A 19,339-nucleotide genomic window follows, 5' to 3' on the forward strand; every position below is an offset into this window, starting at 1 on the left:
GGCTTTCGCCGGCACGACCGGTTGCGGGCCCGCATTCTGATGCATCACCAATTCAAGAACGTAGGCAAGCACCTAGGATAAAGGGGCGGAGGAAAAGATCCTCCACCCCAACATTTGAAATAGAACCTTTTTATCTTTTATCATAGAAAAAGCCCTGACGAATATTTCTCCGTCAGGGCTGATGCCAAGGGTAAGAGAATCAGTTAATGATTCCTTCTTCTCTTTGTTTTTCGTAATGTTCTTCGGCGAGTTTATCCACTTCTTTTTTCAGTTCCTCTACCATAATGTCTTCAGGAACTTTACGTATGATTTCGCCGTGTCTGAATAATAGGCCTTCGCCGCGGGCACCTGCAATGCCTATGTCGGCCTCACGGGCTTCACCCGGACCGTTCACCGCACAGCCAAGTACTGCAACTTTGATGGGAGCTTTAATCGTCTGGATATACTCTTCCACTTCGTTGGCAATGCTGATCAGGTCGATTTCTATTCTCCCGCATGTAGGACAGGAGATGAGTGTGGCTGCGTTCGATGCCAGGCCATACGTTTTAAGAAGCTCTCTCGCTACTTTCACTTCTTCCACAGGATCGGCACTCAGACTGATACGCACGGTGCTTCCGATGCCTTTGCTCAATATAGCGCCGAGACCGGCAGCACTTTTCACCGTTCCCGCGAACAGAGTACCTGATTCGGTTATACCTAAGTGAAGAGGGTATGAGATCTGTTCAGCAGCTTTCTCATAAGCTTCAATCGCCAATTTAACGTCGGAAGCTTTAAGAGAGACGATGATGTCATGGAAATCCAGCTCTTCCAGAATCTGAATATGGTGAAGGGCACTTTCTACCATACCCTGAGCGGTCGGATATCCATATTTTTCGAGAATGTGTCTTTCGAGTGAACCGGCGTTTACCCCAATACGGATCGGTACACCATTCGCTTTTGCCGCTTTCACAACTTCTTCGACTTTTTCACGTTTACCGATGTTTCCTGGGTTGATACGGATTTTATCCGCTCCGCCTTCAATAGCTTTCAGTGCTTTACGGTAGTCAAAGTGGATATCTACGACAAGCGGTATATTGATTCTCTTTTTAATCTCGGGAATAGCGTCCGCTGCCCGGTCATCGGGACAGGCTACGCGCACAATCTGACAGCCTGCTTCTTCCAGACGAAGAATTTCTGCCACAGTCGCTTCTACATCATGAGTTTTTGTGGTAGTCATGGACTGTACAACGACCTGGTCGGAACCTCCGATAGTGAGATTTCCTACTTTTACAGGTCTGGTGTCTTTTCTGTGAGTTATTGCCATTATGAATCGCTCCTTTTACATTAAAAGGTCTCTTGTCTCATTATAAAGGCCAATATTTTAAATGAGAAGTTTCCCTTTTTCCTTTATACTGAATAATAACATCATATCATGTTTAAAACTATCTACAAAGCAAGAGAAGTTATTGAAACGAAATACGTATGTTTTTCGTACATATGGTAAAGGCGAGGTGAGTACTTTGTTGACATATGACTGGATTGCTTTCTTTATAACCTTCTTCAGTACGATGTTCCTCCTCGGGGAACTGCTAGTCCGTATGAAAGGCGTGTTTGCGCTTCTCGGTATCGGGTTTATTACTGTGTATTTCTCTTCGTATCTCGAGCCTGATATGTTCTTCCTGATGGGGGCGATGTATCTGCTGGGGCTGGCCCTTCTCATCGTGGACGGAAAATTTGTGAACGATGGTACGCTCGGTACGATCGGGGCGGTAATCATGGTACTATCCGTAAGTCTCAGTGCACCGAGCTGGGGTGCGGGATTATACAGTGCGAGCGGGGTAGTGCTTGGCGGATTATCTTCATTGGTATTTCTGAAAGTATTCCCTAAACGTCAGATGTGGAGCAAGGTCGCTTTGAATGATCAGTTATCCTCGGAGCTCGGATATAACAGTATGAATGAAACATATAGAGCTCTTATCGGTGAAACTGCGACAGCCGTAACCGATATGCGCCCTACCGGAACGATAGAAGTGAAGGGGAAAGAATATAGTGCCACTACGAATGGTAAGTGGCTGGAAAAAGGAGAACAGTTGACCGTCGAGGATGCCGATGGTACAAGGATTCTCGTTACGAAGACAGAAACCTGAACAAAGGGTTTCTGTCTTTGTTTGTAAAGATAATGTTAAGATTCGAAAATAACCTTTACAATAGCTCTTTCAATCATTAATAATGAGGACGGTAACAGAGAGAATGATTGATAACCAGCTGCCGGGGCAGTGAAAGGGTGAGGGGATTGGATATTAGTTATCAGGAAATTATATTTCAGTTTTTCGGTGGACTAGGTATATTTTTATTCGGTTTAAAGTATATGGCAGACGGCTTGCAGAGGACAGCCGGAGAACGTCTGAGAGATATCCTGGATAAATTTACGAAGAACCCTTTTATGGGGGTCATCGCCGGTGCAGTAGCAACTGGTTTTCTTCAAAGTAGTTCAACCACGACCGTGTTGACCGTCGGACTTGTGAACGCAGGGTTCATGACCTTCAGACAGGCGATCGGGGTCATAATGGGAGCGAACATAGGTACTACACTTACAGCATTCATTATCGGTATTGATATTAAGGCATACGGACTGCCTATTTTGGCAATCGGAGCCTTTATGATTTTCTTCTTTAAAAACCACAAAGTTTCCAATTGGGGCCAGACCATTTTCGGTTTCGGTGCTCTTTTCTTCGGACTCGAGACGATGGGGAAAGGTGTCGAACCTCTTGAAAACGTCCAGACATTCACAGACCTCACTGTCAGTATGAGTAACAACCCGATTCTGGGTGTAGTCGTAGGAGTTCTGTTCACGATTCTTGTACAAAGTTCCAGTGCCACTATCGGTATTCTTCAGAGTCTGATGGGCGAAGGTCTGGTTTCCATTGATGCCGCCCTGCCGGTACTTTTCGGTGACAACATCGGTACTACCGTGACCGCGGCCCTTGCCGCAATCGGGGCAAGTGTCGGAGCTAAACGGGCAGCTTTTGCCCACGTTATATTCAACGTGCTCGGAGCTGTGATCTTCCTTCTGCTTCTCGTACCTTTCGAAGCTTATGTCAGATGGATAAGCAGTTATATGGACCTCGGTCCCGAAATGACGATAGCTTTTGCTCACGGGTCGTTCAACATCGCGAATACGATTATACAATTTCCATTCATAGCAGTACTTGCTTGGATAGTAATGAAACTGGTGCCGGGAGAGGATACGGTAATCGAGTACAAACCTCAGCACCTGGATCCGATTTTCATAGAGCAGTCCCCGTCTCTCGCTCTGGACCAGGCGAAAGCAGAGATTATCCGTATGGGAGATTATGCCTATAAAGGTCTCAGTGAAACGAACCTGTATCTTACAAGTAACCTGAGAAAACACTCCGAGCTTGCGACCCAGGTGGAAGAAGCGCTGAACAACCTGGACAGAAAAATAACGGATTACCTGGTCGACCTGTCCCAGACCTCACTTTCCGATGACGATAGTCACAAACACGGAGCACTTCTGGACTCGGTGCGCGACTTCGAAAGGATAGGGGACCACTTCGAGAACCTTATAGAACTGATCGATTACAAAAATACGCATAAAGTGAACCTGACAGACCAGGCCCATGACGATCTGAATGAAATGTTCAGTCTGACTCTGGAAACAGTGAATCAGGCCACGAGAGCCCTGGAATTCATGGATGAGGACGAAGCCCGGGAAGTAGTGCGTAAAGAAAATGAGCTTGACCGCATGGAACGCACCTACCGTAAGAAGCATATAATCAGATTGAATGAAGGAATCTGTTCAGGTCAGGCAGGTATCGTATTTGTGGATATGCTCAGTAACCTTGAGCGTATCGGTGATCACGCCGTAAACGTGGCGGAAGAAGTACTTGAGGAGAAAGAAAATTTATAAAAAAAGCAGGAGGAGGGAGGGGGAAAACCTTCCTTCTCCATTAAATTTTCATGAACGTGTTGACAATAATAAATGACGCATGCTATATTAAATAGCGTCGTTAAAATACTTCATATGGCGGTGTAGCTCAGCTGGCTAGAGCGTACGGTTCATACCCGTGAGGTCGTGGGTTCGATTCCCTCCACCGCCATTACATATCTATGGCGGTTGTGGCGAAGTGGTTAACGCACCGGATTGTGGTTCCGGCATACGTGGGTTCGATCCCCATCAACCGCCCCATACGGACCCTTAGCTCAGCTGGTTAGAGCTATCGGCTCATAACCGATCGGTCGCAGGTTCGAGTCCTGCAGGGTCCATTATTACGGGGGAGTACCCAAGTACGGCTGAAGGGAGCGGCCTCGAAAGCCGCCAGGCGGTATTTTTGCCGCGCGGGGGTTCGAATCCCTCCTCCTCCGCCACTCCTTTACTTAGGCTCGGTAGCTCAGTCGGTAGAGCAACGGACTGAAAATCCGTGTGTCGGCGGTTCGATTCCGTCCCGAGCCATTTAATTGTTAATGATCATTATTGTAAAATCACCAAATTCAGATGAATTTGGTGATTTTTTGTTTAAACGGAAAGTGACTGAGGTAAACTGTATGTGGATGCGGAAGGTAGTCGATCAAAACGTTTGCATCGATACTGACCGTTTGGTAAGTTAATAGTAAGGGTTTCAATCCCTTACATATTAAATACAAGGAGGATTTTATTTATGGCTAAATTTGAACTTCCAGAACTTCCATATGCTTATGATGCATTGGAACCGACGATCGACAAGGAAACGATGAACATCCATCATACCAAACACCACAACAAGTACGTATCAACATTGAATGATGCGTTGGAAGGTCACAGTGACCTGCAGGACAAATCCCTCGAAGAACTTCTTCAGAATAACCTGGAAATTGTTCCTGACGAAATTAAAACGCCGGTACGCAGAAACGGCGGCGGTCACGCTAACCACGACCTTTTCTGGACTATCATGTCTCCGAACGGTGGCGGTGAGCCGAGCGGTAAACTTGCGGACGATATTAAACAGACGTTCGGAAGCTTTGAAGATTTCAAAGAGAAATTCGAAACTACCGCTAAAGGCCGTTTTGGTTCCGGATGGGCTTGGCTCGTAGTGAATAACGGAAAACTTGAAGTTATTGATACACTGAACCAGGATTCTCCTCTTATGGAAGGTAAAACACCGGTACTCGGTCTGGACGTATGGGAGCATGCGTACTATCTCAACTACCAGAACCGTCGTCCTGACTACGTTGCAGCGTTCTGGAACGTTGTCAACTGGGACGAAGTAGAAAAACGCTATAACGAAGCTAAATAATATTTTTCACCCCCGCTGTTTACACGGCGGGGGTTTTGCTTAGATTGCAGTGCCGGGTTCGCGTCACTGTCTGCAGGGAATTTTCATTCAAGTAAGTTTGAATAAAAGTAAAAGTGTACTGCGAAAATACTTGAAAGGTAAATCACAATCTGCTATTATAATGAAGTCTGATTATAACTTTGAAATCACTAACATTAAAGAAATATTGGAGGGACAGAATATGCGCGTAAATATTACACTTGCCTGTACAGAAACAGGAGATCGTAACTATATTACTACTAAAAACAAACGCACAAATCCTGAGCGTCTGGAATTGATGAAGTACAGCCCGCGTCAGGGGAAACACACTTTGCACCGTGAAACAAAATAAAGACCTCATTAGATCGCGACATTTACTGTTGCGATCTTTTTTTACATACGGAAGTACAGGCATTTCACTGCTTCAGGGGAGAGGGTGAGTCCATGAAGAAATTGATGCGTACTGAAATTATGCGTTACTTAAAGAACCTTTCGAGAGAACAGAGGCATCGAATTGAGGAGGAACAGTTTGTAAACGTAACGGGTACTTCCCAATGGGAAAGAGCCCGTGTAATAGCTATAACAGTTTCCAAATACCCGGAATGGAGTACGAGAAACTTTATCGAAAAAGGGTGGGAGGAAGGTAAGAAGGTCGCGGTTCCCAAAGTCTCCCCAACTTTAAAAAGCATGGAGTTCTATCTCGTTCATACATATGAACAAATGAAAGAAGGATACAGCGGTATTTTGGAACCTGATCCTGAATTCTGTTCAATAATTCACAAAAAAGACATTGATTTACTTTTTGTGCCGGGCTTATTATTTAATTACGACGGGTATCGTATAGGGTTCGGCGGGGGCTTCTATGACCGTTACCTGGAAACATTTTCAGGAAAGACGTTATCTGTAACTTCCGAAAATCAATTGCAGGACTTCATACCCGTCGAAGATCACGATATACCCGTTCAGTTGATTGTAACAGAGAGCCGTCTTATCAATACTTCCGGGGAGGAATGAACGTATGATGAATATGCGAAATAGAGTAGTTATCATTGGGAACGGAGCGGTGGGTTCCAGTTACGCCTATGGACTCCTGAACCAGGGAGTGGCTGATGAGCTGGTGATCATCGATCTGGATAAAGATAAAGCGGAAGGAGATGTCATGGATTTGAATCATGGACTTGCTTTCGCACCATCTTCTATGCAGATAAGAACGGGGGACTACCGGGACTGTGAGGGAGCGGATATAGTTGTAATTACTGCGGGAGCCAATCAGAAGCCCGGAGAAACCAGACTGGACCTTGCCATGAAGAATACGGAAGTGTTCAAATCCATCGTTGATCAGGTGATGTCCCATTCATTTGATGGTATATTTATAGTAGCAACCAATCCTGTGGACGTTTTAAGTTATATGACCTGGAAGTTCTCCGGGTTATCCTCCGAGCGGGTTATAGGGTCCGGCACGATTCTGGATACCGCCAGATTGAGGTATCAGCTGGGAGATTATTTCCGTATCGATGCAAGAAATGTACACGCCTACATCATCGGTGAGCATGGTGATTCGGAATTGCCTGTCTGGAGTCATGCGAACGTGGGCGGTATTCCCGTGGATCAGTACATATCCATGCATACGGAGAGATATGATGAAAAGGATCTGGAACCTATTTTCCATAAAGTACGCGATGCGGCTTATCATATTATAGAAAGAAAAGGTGCTACTCATTATGGAATAGCAATGGGGCTGGTACGCCTGACCAAAGCGGTTCTCCGCAACGAAGATGCCCTGTTCACTGTATCGGTACTTCTTGAAGGGCAGTATGATGAGGAAGATGTGTACGTGGGCGTACCGGCGATCATTAACAGAAACGGCGTTAGGGAAATAGTGGAATTGAATTTACGACAGGACGAGAAGGATTTATTCAAGAAATCCGTCTCTGTAGTGAAGGATGCTGTGGAGCGCGTAAAACATTATTAAGTTGTGACGAAGGGGGAGATTACATGGAGATGGAACAGCGGTATTTTTTTTGGAAGTTGGCGTATGATCTCGTCTCCCGCTTCGATTTTGAGATTATACATCTCCACCTGCAGCGTGAAGAGGTGTGGCTTGAGAAGTCGTCCGGAGGTCAGTCACACGTAATCCGTCTGCTGAACAAGGAATTTCACTGGTCTAATCACGTGAAGGCGGACATTGAGCATGTGAACAGACAGCTGGAGAAAAACAAAAGATATTTTTCGGGACGGATAAAAAACATCGATTTATTATATGTGGCTGAACACCCGACAGTAGACGAGTTCGATTCTCCGTCGGTAAAACTGGCACATAATTCGAACGTTATTTTTCTGAGTGATGATAATAAAGAGAGGGGACTGGAACAATTAGCTGCCACGAACAAGCTGGATCACCCGCCAGAAATCAACTATAAACTTCCGGATGCCCCTCTTGAATATGAATCTACCATTGAATATATGAAACATCAGCTTTATTCTATCAGGCAGAAGCAGCAGCAGAAAATGAGAGAAGTTTTCGAGTATGGAAAGCCCAGGATCACTTACCTCCTGTTGATAATAAACTTAATCATTTTTTATTATTTGGAAAGTGTCGGGAGTACTAATTCCATCAGCACTCTCATTGAATACGGAGCTAAGTATAATCCCGGAATCATCGAAGGGGAATGGTGGCGTCTTATATCTTCCATGTTTCTCCACATTGGTGTCCTGCATCTGCTGATGAACATGCTGGCTCTTTTTTATTTAGGTACAGCAGTCGAACAGATATATGGATCTTTCAGATTTACGATGATTTATTTTCTTGCAGGAATACTCGGTAGTGCAGCGAGTTTTTACTTCAATACTTCGGTGGCTGCAGGAGCTTCGGGAGCGATTTTCGGATTGTTCGGAGCGCTTTTATATTTTGCATGGCGGTATCCCTCTCTGTTTTTCCGCACGATGGGATGGAACCTTATTATACTGGTTGCGATTAATATCGTATTCGGTATAACGGTGCCCCAGGTGGATAACAGCGGTCACATGGGAGGACTTATCGGCGGTTTTCTGGCTGCGCAGCTGGTGGATCTGCCAAAACTTTCTCATCGGGTTTATCGGACAGTGTCTGTCGCCTTGTACGCTTTGGGGTTAGCTGTATTATTAGCATCAGGAAGCGGAGGTGATTTAAAACTTACGGCCGCAGATATACAGTATTTGCAGGAATTGCAGGAAGAAGAAAGATATGAAGATATGCTGGATATTACGGAAAGCCTGGAGAAGACGGAAGGCGAGTGGGAAGATGAATACTTATTTTTCCGATCATATGCTTACTTACAAACAGGAAAAGAAAATCTGGCATTCGACGACCTGAGAAAAGCCGTGGACATTGCTCCGGAGTTTGCTGAAGCTCATTTTAACCTGAGTATCCTTTATGAGCGCCGGGGTAATGAAAAGAAAGCGGAGTACCACCAGGAAAAGGCTGAGGAACTTAATGCAGAATTACGGAACAAAGATCCCGAACGGCCTGCTTCTTCGTAGCATGAAAGAAGCGCCGTTCTTTTTTGTGTTTGGAGAAATTTATAAATAATGCCCGTTCCAGCAGAGTTCCATCGTTTCTTTTGTCAGGCAGGATTGATATAATGAAGGCGGTGATAAAGATGAAAACAATTTACGATATCCAACAGTTTCTGAAGAAATTCGGAACCATTATTTATGTCGGAGACCGGGAAGCGGGCCTCGAACTAATGGAAGATGAAATCCAGGAACTGTATAAATCTCAATGCATGACCCAGGAAGACTACCGTATGGCTATACTATTGCTGCGTTCGGAGATAGCCCGGGAGAAAGACAGGAAAAGAAAAGAGGTCTAATACTGCTATGGAAAAAGATAAATATATTGGTGTTGATATCGGTGGTACTACTGTAAAAATGGCTGTTCTTGATAGAGATGGGGAAATGATACATAAGTGGGAGATACCCACCGTTACTGAGGAAAGCGGGAACAGTATCATTTCTGATGTCGCTTCGTCTCTGGAGCATACACTGGATGAGCTGAAAATTGATAAACGTACACTTCATGGTATAGGAGTAGGAGCACCGGGGTTCATAGAGCAGGAAGAAGGTTACGTTTATGAAGCTATAAATATAGGCTGGAAAGACTTCGGAATGGGAGAAGCCTTAAAACAGGCTGCCGGCCTGCAGGTATGGGCTGATAATGATGCTAATATCGCAGCACTCGGGGAAAACTGGCTCGGAGCGGGGCATAATTGCGCCAGTATGGTGGCAGTCACTCTTGGAACCGGTGTAGGTGGCGGTATTATCGTCAATCATAAGGTGATCAACGGTACGAACGGAACCGGTGGAGAGATTGGTCACATCACAGTAAAACCGGGGTCTCCGCATTATTGTAATTGCGGCAGATACGGGTGCCTCGAAACAGAAGCGTCTGCGACGGCGATAGCTCGTAAAGCGAAAGAAAGACAGTTGAAGAATGAAAACGGGTTTTTATCATCCATTAAAAATCCGGAAGCAAAAGACGTATTCGAGGGGCTGAAACAAGACGACGAAGACTGCCGGCTTATAGTGAAAGACGTCACGGATCAGCTGGGTCTGGCTCTGGCCAACCTCGCAGTTTCCATCAATCCGGAAAAGATAGTGATAGGCGGAGGTGTATCGAAAGCCGGCGAACAGCTTATAGAACCTTTGAAGACGGCTTTCCGTAAGTATGCTCTTCCACGTGTCAGGGAAGTCTGTGACATCAGTATCGCCGAGCTTGGTAATGATGCAGGTGTTATAGGAGGCGCCTTCCTGGTTAAGACAAAGACGGAGAACAAACAGACCGGGGCTCAGGAAAGATAATCGCTCCCTTGCGATCGACTTCGTTATTTTCATTTACTTGAAACTTATGAAAGCAGTCGAACGTTATAATAAAGAAAGGTGTTATCTTCTGCGAGGCAGGAGATGGTATGTAAAGTGTTTTGTTGTGAAGCGGAACGAGGAGGAAATTTAATGAAAGAATTAATAAGGAGAACTCCCTTATTTGTTCTTGCAGCCATTTTGTTCGGTTTAAAAACTTATTTGGTCTACAGATTCATGTTCGGCATTTCTATCGATAGTGCGTTGCAGGAACTTATATTAATTCTGAATCCGCTTGTCAGTGCCTATGTGATTTTTGTTATAAGCATTTGGCTGAAAACGAATAAACAAGGAAGATACCTGAAATATTCATCGCTATTAGCAACTCTTGTACTATATGTGAATTTGCTGTTTTATCGTAATTTCACGGATTTCATTACACTTCCCGTCCTTTTTCAGGGAAACAATGCGGCAGATCTGACTTCAAGTATTTTTACTCTGATCCACTTCACGGATCTGTTGCTGTTTCTGGATGTGATTTTGATCTGGATTCTCAGTAGAAATCCCGGATGGCCCGCCATTTCTGAAAAACCGCAGAAAGTAGCGGCTACGGCAGTTATGTTTCTGCTGCTTGCGATGAACGTCACTTTAGCTGAAGTGGAGAGGCCCATGCTTTTTACAAGAACGTTTGACAGGGAGTATCTGGTGAAGAATATCGGACTGTTCAACTATCACATATATGACTTGACGATGCAGACGAGAACACAGGCCCAGAGAGTGTTTGCAGACGGAAGTGAAATAGAAAAAATCCGTAATTATATAGCCGATCAAAAGGGAGAAGAATCGTCGAAGACAGAACTTTTCGGTATAGCCGAAGACAAAAACGTAGTTTTGGTAAGTATGGAGTCGATGCAGAACTTTGTTTTGGATAAAGAAGTGAATGGGGAGGAGATAACCCCTTTTATGAACGATCTGAAAGAAAATAAAGATACTTTATGGTTCAAGAACTTCTATCATCAGACAGCACAGGGGAAAACGTCGGACTCAGAGTTCCTCGTAGAAAACTCTTTGTACCCTCTCGACCGGGGGGCTGTTTATTTTACACATGCCCAGAACGATTACAATGCGTTGCCCGAATTGTTGAATGAAAAGGGGTATACTACTTCCGTGTTCCACGCTAACAATGAAAGTTTCTGGAACCGGGACGTCATGTACGATAATATCGGGTATGATCATTTTTATTCGAAAGAAGATTTTGAAATCAAGGAAGAGAATTCTTTCGGTTGGGGTCTGGAAGACAAAGCATTTTTCGAACAGTCCATTCCATATTTGAAAGAACAGGAGCAGCCGTTTTACAGCAAGTTTATAACACTTACCCATCACTTTCCTTTTGACCTCCCGGAAGATAAAGCATCGATCGATAAACTGGATACAAATTCCACTACACTGAATCAATACGTACAGACAGCGAGGTACACGGACGAGTCGCTGAAGGAATTTATGAACCGGATGAAAGAAAAAGGTATGTATGAAGATACGATGTTTATATTCATGGGAGATCACTATGGAATAAGTGAATTCCATAAAGGTGCCATGAGTGATTATCTCGGCCGGGATATTAACGGATACGAACATATCCAGCTTCAACGTGTCCCTTTAATGATTCATATACCTGGTTCGGGGGAAGGGAAAATCTATGAAAAAATCGCCGGACAAATAGATATGAAGCCCACGATACTGCACTTATTGGGAATCGAGGAGAAAAGAGATATTAATTTCGGTGAGAATATGCTGGCAGAACATAGGAAGGATTTTATAGCTATGCGCGATGGCAGCTTTATAACGAAAGATTATATTTATTCGAAATCTGTCTGTTATGATAAGGAAACCGGTGAGCCTGTCGAATTGCCTCCGGAAGAGGAATCGCCTTGTGAACCTTTTAAAGAAAAAGTATCGAAAGAACTCGAGTATTCGGACAACATCATTTATGGAGATTTATTCAGGTTTTATGATTTCAAAGATTAGCCATGGGACCGTCCTTTTTAGCACAGGACGGTCTTTCCTTTATCGGGAGAACGCATAGGGGGTAAATAAATGTGATCGAATTCAGAAATGTGAGCCACGGGCCGCTCAGAGATATTTCTTTTACGCTTCAAAAACAGGAGCGGGCTATTCTTTTCGGACCTTCAGGAACCGGAAAAAGTACGCTTCTTTTTCTTTTTAATCGGCTGAAAGATCCGGAGGAGGGGGAAATTTTTTACAACGGAAAACCTTTGACAGATGTACCAATTATCGAACTGCGTCAAAAATTCGGTCTGCTTCTTCAATCTCCGAATCTATTTCCGGGCACTGTCCTCGATAATTTGAAATATGGCCCTTCTCTCACTAATTCGTGGCGACCGGGCAGAGAGAAGGAGCTGCTTGAGTATGTCCAGCTGTCTCCGGAGATGAAAGACCGTGACGTCGATCATCTGTCGGGAGGTCAGCAGCAGCGGGTGTCTCTGGCGAGGACTCTTGCAAATGAACCGGAGGTGCTTTTACTGGATGAGCCGACAAGCGCTCTTGATGATAAAACTGGAGAAGATATCGAAACGGTGCTGAAGGAGCTTATTGAACAGCAGGGGCTTACGATGGTAATGGTGACCCACCAGATGGCCCAGGCGAGAAGATTGGGGACAAATGGCTTGTTCATGAATGAAGGAACTATTGAAGAACATGGAAAAATACCGGAAATGCTTGAGCAGCCACAAAGTAAAGCATTGAAGGAATACTTGCAGGGATAGGGGGGAAGTTATGTCACCTGAAATTTCGAATCAGTCTTTATGGTTTTTAATTATTTTCGTAGTTATACCGCTATCCGTATCTTATTTTTATCAACTGGGGTTGAGCCGCAATGTCATAGTCGCTTCTCTCAGGGGTACTGTGCAGCTTTTTGCGATCGGTTATATCCTTACTTACTTATTCGATTTAAATGCTTATATAGGTATTCCTCTAATGGTAACAGTCATGCTGGTAGTCGCAAGTTTCCATGCGAGAAAGAAAGGGAAAGAATTGCCGTATGTTCTTCCTGTGATTTTTGGTGGGCTCGTGCTCGTGGAGGTCAGTGTACTGGCCATGTGGCTTCTTTTCGGCATGGTGGAATTCATTCCCTCCGAAGTTATACCGATGAGCGGCATGGTGATCGGGAACAGTATGGTAGCGATGGGACTTGCGCTCGAAAGGATGAAAAGTGAGTTCTCCGAAAATCGGGGAAGGCTTCTTGCTGCTCTTTCGTTAGGGGCGGAACCGAAACAGGCTTCCACTCTGATTGTTCAGCGAACTTTGAATGCAGCACTTATTCCGAACGTGGACAGAATCAAGACCATAGGACTCGTCCAGCTTCCGGGAATGATGACGGGGCTGATTCTCGGAGGGGTGGAGCCGATTATGGCTATCAAATACCAGCTGGTAATTTCCCTCAGTATATTTTCATCCGTATCTTTAAGTGCCATGTTTGTCACGCTTATTATGTACAGACACTTTTTTACAGAAAACAAGCAATTGCTTGAATCGGAAGAAGCGATGCTCGCTTATGCTTCCAATCAGGAAAAATAAAAAAGACGCTGAGAATCTCAGCGTCTTTTTAGCCGAATAAATTAGCATAGATGGTCATTACAGAAAACCATCCGAATACTGCTGCAGAAATTAAAGAAAAAGCTACGGCAAGAAAGTTTTTAGTTTTAATTTCCCGGAAAATTGCTACGACGCAAAGAATAGCTACGAGCAAAAACAGGATAGCTGTTACCATATCCGCACCTCCCAGTTAATTCTATCTGTACTGTTGTACGAGATGTTATACTTATGTAAGATATTCATTCTTCACTTATTTTATAGGATTTTTTCTATTTTGTCGAGGAATAAAAATGTAAAGCTGATAATGGAGGGACATTATGTTACGGATTGCAAGAATACCACTCGGACCTCTGGGGACGAACGGCTATGTACTTTATGAAAATGGCAGGGCTCTCGTTATTGATCCGGGTGGTGATTTTGATAAGTTGAGAAAATTTATGGACGAGAAAGAACTGAACGTGGAAGCGATAATTTTGACTCACGCTCATTTTGATCATATAGGGGCACTTGAAGAAACGAGGACGCACTATGACGCTCCCGTTTTTCTCCATCTGGACGAAGCCGGGTGGCTGAGTGACCCTGCAAAAAACGGTTCGGAATGGTTTGGGATGGATCCTGTCATTGCTGCGGACCCTGATTTTATATTGGAGGAAGGAAAGCAGAAGATCGGAGCGTTTTCCTTTGAAGTCCGACACGTCCCGGGTCATTCTCCCGGCAGCGTAGCTTTAGTGTTCCGGAATGAAAGGTTCACTATCGCCGGAGATACATTGTTTCAGGGAGGGATAGGTCGGACTGATTTGCCCGGTGGGGATCATGAACAGCTGCTGGATGCGATATTAAGTGAACTGTTCACCCTTCGTGACGATATGAGAATCTATCCCGGGCACGGAGATCCCACGACCGTTGGAGATGAAAGAAAATCGAATCCTTTTCTTACCTAAAAAAACGTTCCATTAGTGCAGAGCACTGATGGAACGTTTTTTTTAGTGACCAAAACCTGGTTGTAAAATAAACGAGGTATAATAAGTAAAACCAATCATAAAGACTGTCAAATAAGAGAAAAATATGTAGATATACATACGTTCAGACAGCTTGAGAAAGCCAATCGCAAGGAAAAAGGCAGTTTGAGCCAGGGATATCAATGTAGCTTCCATCATGTCACCAGCGTAAAACATGACAGCAAATATACCTGTCCAAAAGGCCAGCGTACGAAACATACGATCCATACTTCTTCCCCTCCTTCATATTAAACTATCATTCACATTATATACGAGAATAATCAGGATGTAAATGAAACGTAAGAGGGAATCTAATCCAATTTGTAAGTTTGTTTGTAATTTTTGTGTAAATCTTTGTAGATTACCGTGTATGTGCACAAGATTCGGGCTTCTTCATCGTTGCAGGTGACAGATGCCTCTCCATCCGTCAGGGGACGGCGGATAGTTAGTGGAAAGCTTGTGGAAGAGATAATGAACGGGGTCCATTTATCATAAACGGACTGGTAGTATCGCTGGGTCTGATAGCTTTTCTTAATTGCCTGATTCAGTTCCATGTTTTGATAATAGGTATGGATCATATAACCGAATACCAGCAAAAACATAAATAGTAAAGCCGAAACCCAGGGGTAGTAGAATCCCTTTTCATTTACCGGGAACGTATAGCGTTTTTTCAAACCGTTCTCCACCTTCGTATTCAATTTTTACATGCAATACGTCCGACTTAAAAAAGAAAGTCATATCCCTTATGTCGAATAGTAACGTTTCATGTCCCTTACCGCTCACTCTTCTTCTTACTAAGTTACGATATTGTTCTATAGAGACGATACTTCCCTCTATATTAGTGTAATGGAGATTATTCTTTTGAACATTCACTGAAGAGGCCGTGTTCAGTTCTTCCTGCAGCAGCTGAATATATTGGTGTGTTTGCCAGTCCCCGTTCCACTCCAAAGGTCTCAAATAATTCATCAGGGGGACTAACACGACGAGTGCTGTCAAAAGGATCGAAAGGGATAACAGCACTTCCATTAACGTGAAACCTTTCGTATCTTTAATCATACAGACAAAGCTCCTGTTGCTGTCCGTTCTCCCAACGTGCGCAGTATCTATGGGATTCTTTCAGTACAGTGACCGGATACTTATATTCGATTTCGCCCGCGTGTGAATCAAGTATAGTGTAATTGTGCAACAGCATCAGAATTTCACGCTCGTCTTTCAAATGATTCAATGATGTATGGACGGTAATAAAAGAAGGGAAAATCAGAGCGGTAAAAACAGTGATAAGAGCAAGTGTTCCGACAGCTTCCAGTAGTACAAATCCTTTATTGTTCATCAATAACGACCCCGTTTCTGCTGAAAGGAAAGGTGACTTTATGCTGTTTATCTCCAGTATGGAACCACATTGTACCCGGAGTGCTGATTGTACCGTTCACGTGAAAAGTCGTATAGGATTTCAAAGTTGCAAGCTGTATCTCCCATTCGGGAGGGAACTCTTCCTGTATTATAGGGGAAGAGCCCCAGCTTTCATAAATGCGATAAACGTTGTTGACCTTATCAATGTAGAGCGTATGTTCTATTCCCTTCTGAACACTCATCTGCTGAGCAAAATGTATGTCGTCGGCAAATTGTTGAATGGTCCGCTTCTCTGTAAGATGAGAATAACTTAAGTGCTGGCCGGGAGCTAAAATAGCAAGCGAAACGGTAATGAAACAAAGAACCACTATCACTTCTACCATCGTGAAACCTTTATGGTTGTAAAACACTCGAAGTTATTTCTCCGGTTGAACTGTCGTAATTAGGGGTCTCTCCGTTAGGACATGTGCTTTGTTTCAGGTATCCTTCGTCTTCCAGAGTTTCCAGACTTAAAGGGAAAGCTCCGGTTTTCATAAAATAAGATTCTATCTGTGCCTCTGCTGTCAGAGTGAAAGCTTCACACCCTTTTGTTCTGATAGTGTTGTTATTTTCAGTGATGTTCGGAAGTGCTACGATAAGCAACACGGTAATTATAAGTAAGACTACGAGCATTTCTATTAATGTAAAACCGGCATTATTTTTCATTATGATCCACCTCATTTTTAATATGTTTCTATCCAGCTATATAAAGGAAGCATTATAGAAAGATAGATGGAAATGATTACTACTGCAGTTATGATCAGAAATATCGGCTGTATAAGCTGAATCGTCTTCTCTGTTTTCATCTGAACCTGTTCCAAAAACATCCCCGCAAGCAGCGATAGTTCATCAGCCAGTGCCTGGTTGTCATTAGCTTCGTGGAAGATTGACACCATCTCTTTCCGCATCAGCACTGTTTCGTTAGCTGCCATGCCCAGAGTGTTCCCTTCGGATAAAGATTCGAGAATAGTCCGGGCGCTGAAGGAGAGTTCCTGCTGGTTTCTCTGTGAAATGAGAATATCAAGCACCTGATTGAGGGAGAAACCCGCTTTAAGCATGGAACTCGCATGGATTGCAAACTGATAGCTGACAATGTAAGTTTTTATACTTAAAACAAACGGAATTCTTCTGTAAAGATTCATTTTTGTCTCGAATTTCAGTTTGGGAGCAGCCAGTTTGTATACGAAAAAAGCGGTGCCGGCAATAATCGAAAGAAGAACAAAGAAAGTTATGGAATAATCTATGGTCTGAAAGATGTAAAGCGACCACGGTTTATTCTCTTCATGTTCATAAAGGTTTTGAAAACTCGGAATTACGGACTTTTTCATGAAGTAAAAAGTCAATAACAGAAATAACATTAAAATGACCGGATACCTTAACGTGTGTGCAAGTTTCTTTTTTGTTTCATAAGTGATGGTTAATAATTGAAAACACTGATGGAATAAAGAGGGGAAATCTTTTCTCATCTTTCCGAAGTAGAGGAAAGATATGACGAGGGAAGAAAAGCGGGCTTCGGCAAACGCCTTTTCCATAGGTTCGCCTTTTTCGAAATGATATAAAAGCTGTGAAGTCAGAGGTTTCAGGTCCTGGTCCCAGCCTGTAATGTTTAACGCCCGGGGGAGGGAGTATCCTTTGTTCAGCAATGGGTACATTCTTTTGAAGAAATGAATCTGCAGTGGGACGGCGAGAGTTTTCCGATTAAATAAATCCATAGGCCCATGCTTTCTTTTTCAGGTGAGGGAAGGTATGAGAAGTAACTGGTGGGGAACCTTTCAAGGCGGTGGAAAGAGCAGCATCTTCCAGTATTTCCAGAATGGCCGCTCTGCGCTTAATAGCGGAAGAAAGAAGCAGTTTCTGACTGGCGACTGCCCTTAAAGTCTGCTCCAAATCAACTTTCGGTATATTCATTTCCTGGAGCCTTCTGATTGTACCGAGAGCGTTTTTGGCATGAAGGGTACTGAAAACCAGGTGGCCGCTGAGAGCCGCTCGTACCGCAAAATGTGCCGTGGCTTCATCCCGGAGCTCTCCCACGATAATAATATCCGGATCATGTCGTAAAGCGGCTTTCAGTCCTTCGTTGTAATCGAAAGCATTTTTTTCATTCACCTGTACCTGAATGACGCCGTGGACGTTTCTTTCCACCGGATCCTCCAGGGTAATAAGCTGAAGGTGCCCTTTTTGCGCAAGTATTTCCATTAGGGCATACAGAGTCGTTGATTTGCCGCACCCGGTCGGCCCCGTAAAAAGAACAAGACCCGAAGTGTAACCGATCCATTTCATAACCCTTTTCATTTGCTCAGGAAAGAGGAAAAGTTCACCGATAGAAAGGTTTTCGGTTACGGCAAACAGTCGGATGGCAAGACTTTCCGTAGAAGTGAGGGGTAATGTCGACAACCTGAGGTCTGTAGAAAGACCGCGGGAAAGGTAAGAGAATTTGCCGTTTTGAGGGAGTTTCATTTCTCCTATATCCATTTCCGAGGAGAACTTCAGAAATGTGAGAAGTTTGTTGTAAAGGGGGAGAGGGAGAGAGCGGGAAAAAACCCGCAATCCCTGTACGCGGAAGTAAACGTGGACGTTTTCATCCTCCGGAATAAAATGAATATCTGAAGCTTTCCGGTCCAGAGCTTCATCAATAATTTTTCTGCTTAATTCTTTGGCGTTCAACTCATTAATCACCTCTTCTTATGTTTATAGTAATATATATTCGACCCCGAAGGAGATATTCCTCTTTTTTGGCCGACCCGCGCTTCTTTATTTTAGAAAATTTTCAATTAAGTGAAATGTTATATCCTGGTATGATATAATGAAAATGCTTCACTATTCACAAAAGTTAAATTACATAATCAGCGCGGATGACCGTGGAGGGAGAGACTGCAAGTACGGATCATTAGTAACTGCAGCGCCGAAGGAGCAAGCTACGAGCGAATCTCTCAGGCACAAAAGACTTTCACGGGACGCAACTCTGGAGAGCGTCTGCATATGCGGACCACCTACGAAGCAAGCCCTCGGGCGTTAAACTTTCCGGTAACAGGACAGAGACTTTTTCTTAAAAGGGGAAAGTCTCTTTTTTTATGCCGGTGAAAAGGGGCTCTACAATATTTGTTGGGGTATCAGAAAAATTCAGCATAAAAAAAACACACAAGCTCCTTTATCTTTTACACTTGAATTGACGAGACCCAAGAAAAAGATAGGAGTTGTGTGTATATATGCATT

At 43.9% G+C, this 19,339-nt stretch carries 23 protein-coding genes, 5 tRNA genes and 1 riboswitch; of the genes, 18 read left to right on the plus strand and 10 right to left on the minus strand.

Going from position 1 to position 19,339, the window contains the following annotated elements:
• Positions 1-199: 199 nt before the first annotated feature.
• The gene (gene ispG, locus CKW00_RS12645) at positions 200-1,303 is read right to left on the minus strand and encodes a flavodoxin-dependent (E)-4-hydroxy-3-methylbut-2-enyl-diphosphate synthase (protein ID WP_008588823.1); all 1,104 of its coding nucleotides are present in this window, start codon (positions 1,301-1,303) and stop codon (positions 200-202) included.
• Between the two features lie 199 nt (positions 1,304-1,502).
• Between ispG and CKW00_RS12650 the strand changes: the two genes are divergently transcribed.
• From CKW00_RS12650 to CKW00_RS12730, 17 genes are all read left to right on the plus strand, one after another.
• Positions 1,503-2,126 carry an NfeD family protein gene (locus CKW00_RS12650; protein ID WP_095822868.1) on the plus strand — a complete coding sequence of 208 codons (624 nt, stop codon included), beginning with the start codon at positions 1,503-1,505 and terminating at the stop codon, positions 2,124-2,126.
• A gap of 146 nt (positions 2,127-2,272) precedes the next feature.
• Positions 2,273-3,910: a Na/Pi cotransporter family protein gene (locus tag CKW00_RS12655; protein WP_095822869.1), complete on the plus strand. Its 1,638-nt coding sequence runs from the start codon at positions 2,273-2,275 to the stop codon at positions 3,908-3,910.
• A 116-nt stretch (positions 3,911-4,026) separates the two neighbouring features.
• Positions 4,027-4,100, plus strand: a tRNA-Met gene (locus tag CKW00_RS12660).
• A 13-nt stretch (positions 4,101-4,113) separates the two neighbouring features.
• Positions 4,114-4,189 (plus strand) — tRNA-His (locus CKW00_RS12665).
• A gap of 3 nt (positions 4,190-4,192) precedes the next feature.
• Positions 4,193-4,266: transfer RNA gene (locus tag CKW00_RS12670), tRNA-Ile, on the plus strand.
• A gap of 7 nt (positions 4,267-4,273) precedes the next feature.
• Positions 4,274-4,368 (plus strand) — tRNA-Ser (locus CKW00_RS12675).
• A gap of 12 nt (positions 4,369-4,380) precedes the next feature.
• Positions 4,381-4,453: transfer RNA gene (locus CKW00_RS12680), tRNA-Phe, on the plus strand.
• Positions 4,454-4,658: 205 nt separating this feature from the next.
• Positions 4,659-5,273, plus strand: coding sequence for a superoxide dismutase (locus CKW00_RS12685; protein WP_095822870.1), 615 nt, complete (start codon positions 4,659-4,661; stop codon positions 5,271-5,273).
• A gap of 220 nt (positions 5,274-5,493) precedes the next feature.
• Complete coding sequence (rpmG, locus tag CKW00_RS12690) at positions 5,494-5,643, plus strand: 50S ribosomal protein L33 (protein WP_073991986.1); 150 nt, start codon at positions 5,494-5,496, stop codon at positions 5,641-5,643.
• A 92-nt stretch (positions 5,644-5,735) separates the two neighbouring features.
• Positions 5,736-6,305, plus strand: a complete 570-nt coding sequence (locus CKW00_RS12695) for a 5-formyltetrahydrofolate cyclo-ligase (RefSeq protein WP_008588836.1) — start codon at positions 5,736-5,738, stop codon at positions 6,303-6,305.
• Between the two features lie 4 nt (positions 6,306-6,309).
• Entirely contained in the window at positions 6,310-7,263 is a 954-nt protein-coding gene (locus CKW00_RS12700; RefSeq protein WP_008588838.1) for an L-lactate dehydrogenase, read from the plus strand.
• A gap of 23 nt (positions 7,264-7,286) precedes the next feature.
• Entirely contained in the window at positions 7,287-8,810 is a 1,524-nt protein-coding gene (locus tag CKW00_RS12705; RefSeq protein ID WP_095822871.1) for a rhomboid family protein, read from the plus strand.
• Positions 8,811-8,929: 119 nt separating this feature from the next.
• Entirely contained in the window at positions 8,930-9,142 is a 213-nt protein-coding gene (locus tag CKW00_RS12710) for a YqgQ family protein (RefSeq protein WP_008588843.1), read from the plus strand.
• A 7-nt stretch (positions 9,143-9,149) separates the two neighbouring features.
• Complete coding sequence (locus tag CKW00_RS12715) at positions 9,150-10,130, plus strand: ROK family glucokinase (RefSeq protein WP_095822872.1); 981 nt, start codon at positions 9,150-9,152, stop codon at positions 10,128-10,130.
• A 150-nt stretch (positions 10,131-10,280) separates the two neighbouring features.
• Positions 10,281-12,152 carry an LTA synthase family protein gene (locus CKW00_RS12720; protein WP_095822873.1) on the plus strand — a complete coding sequence of 624 codons (1,872 nt, stop codon included), beginning with the start codon at positions 10,281-10,283 and terminating at the stop codon, positions 12,150-12,152.
• A gap of 71 nt (positions 12,153-12,223) precedes the next feature.
• Positions 12,224-12,910, plus strand: a complete 687-nt coding sequence (locus tag CKW00_RS12725) for an ABC transporter ATP-binding protein (protein ID WP_095822874.1) — start codon at positions 12,224-12,226, stop codon at positions 12,908-12,910.
• Between the two features lie 10 nt (positions 12,911-12,920).
• The gene (locus CKW00_RS12730) at positions 12,921-13,721 is read left to right on the plus strand and encodes an ABC transporter permease (protein WP_095822875.1); all 801 of its coding nucleotides are present in this window, start codon (positions 12,921-12,923) and stop codon (positions 13,719-13,721) included.
• Between the two features lie 28 nt (positions 13,722-13,749).
• On the opposite strand, the gene CKW00_RS12735 is transcribed toward CKW00_RS12730, so the two are convergent.
• Positions 13,750-13,914, minus strand: a complete 165-nt coding sequence (locus CKW00_RS12735; RefSeq protein ID WP_095822876.1) for a DUF2759 domain-containing protein — start codon at positions 13,912-13,914, stop codon at positions 13,750-13,752.
• Positions 13,915-14,056: 142 nt separating this feature from the next.
• Between CKW00_RS12735 and CKW00_RS12740 the strand changes: the two genes are divergently transcribed.
• Positions 14,057-14,680 (plus strand): MBL fold metallo-hydrolase, encoded by a 624-nt coding sequence (locus tag CKW00_RS12740; protein ID WP_095822877.1) that lies wholly within the window; start codon positions 14,057-14,059, stop codon positions 14,678-14,680.
• 42 nt (positions 14,681-14,722) lie between these two features.
• Here the strand turns inward: CKW00_RS12740 and CKW00_RS12745 are convergent, their stop codons facing one another.
• The 8 genes from CKW00_RS12745 to comGA form a co-directional block, all read right to left on the minus strand.
• A complete protein-coding gene (locus CKW00_RS12745) occupies positions 14,723-14,965 on the minus strand; it encodes a DUF2626 domain-containing protein (RefSeq protein ID WP_008588880.1) in 243 nt (80 codons plus the stop codon).
• 83 nt (positions 14,966-15,048) lie between these two features.
• Positions 15,049-15,411 carry a hypothetical protein gene (locus tag CKW00_RS12750; RefSeq protein ID WP_095822878.1) on the minus strand — a complete coding sequence of 121 codons (363 nt, stop codon included), beginning with the start codon at positions 15,409-15,411 and terminating at the stop codon, positions 15,049-15,051.
• Positions 15,380-15,793: a competence type IV pilus minor pilin ComGF gene (gene comGF / locus CKW00_RS12755; RefSeq protein ID WP_095822879.1), complete on the minus strand. Its 414-nt coding sequence runs from the start codon at positions 15,791-15,793 to the stop codon at positions 15,380-15,382. The genes CKW00_RS12750 and comGF overlap by 32 nt, the downstream gene beginning before the upstream one ends.
• Positions 15,786-16,067 carry a hypothetical protein gene (locus CKW00_RS12760; protein WP_008588883.1) on the minus strand — a complete coding sequence of 94 codons (282 nt, stop codon included), beginning with the start codon at positions 16,065-16,067 and terminating at the stop codon, positions 15,786-15,788. Before CKW00_RS12760 ends, comGF begins: the two co-directional genes overlap by 8 nt.
• Positions 16,057-16,497, minus strand: a complete 441-nt coding sequence (gene comGD / locus CKW00_RS12765) for a competence type IV pilus minor pilin ComGD (protein ID WP_095822880.1) — start codon at positions 16,495-16,497, stop codon at positions 16,057-16,059. Before comGD ends, CKW00_RS12760 begins: the two co-directional genes overlap by 11 nt.
• On the minus strand, positions 16,481-16,792 hold the full coding sequence (gene comGC / locus CKW00_RS12770) for a competence type IV pilus major pilin ComGC (protein WP_076569915.1): 312 nt from the start codon (positions 16,790-16,792) through the stop codon (positions 16,481-16,483). Before comGC ends, comGD begins: the two co-directional genes overlap by 17 nt.
• A 17-nt stretch (positions 16,793-16,809) precedes the next feature.
• Positions 16,810-17,838: a type II secretion system F family protein gene (locus tag CKW00_RS12775; RefSeq protein WP_095822881.1), complete on the minus strand. Its 1,029-nt coding sequence runs from the start codon at positions 17,836-17,838 to the stop codon at positions 16,810-16,812.
• Positions 17,825-18,790 (minus strand): competence type IV pilus ATPase ComGA, encoded by a 966-nt coding sequence (comGA, locus tag CKW00_RS12780; protein WP_095822882.1) that lies wholly within the window; start codon positions 18,788-18,790, stop codon positions 17,825-17,827. Before comGA ends, CKW00_RS12775 begins: the two co-directional genes overlap by 14 nt.
• Before the next feature lie 188 nt (positions 18,791-18,978).
• Positions 18,979-19,083, plus strand: a riboswitch (glycine riboswitch).
• Positions 19,084-19,339: the final 256 nt, after the last annotated feature.

The sequence above is a fragment of the Salimicrobium humidisoli genome, from assembly GCF_002295105.1.
GTDB lineage: Bacteria > Bacillota > Bacilli > Bacillales > Halobacillaceae > Salimicrobium > Salimicrobium humidisoli.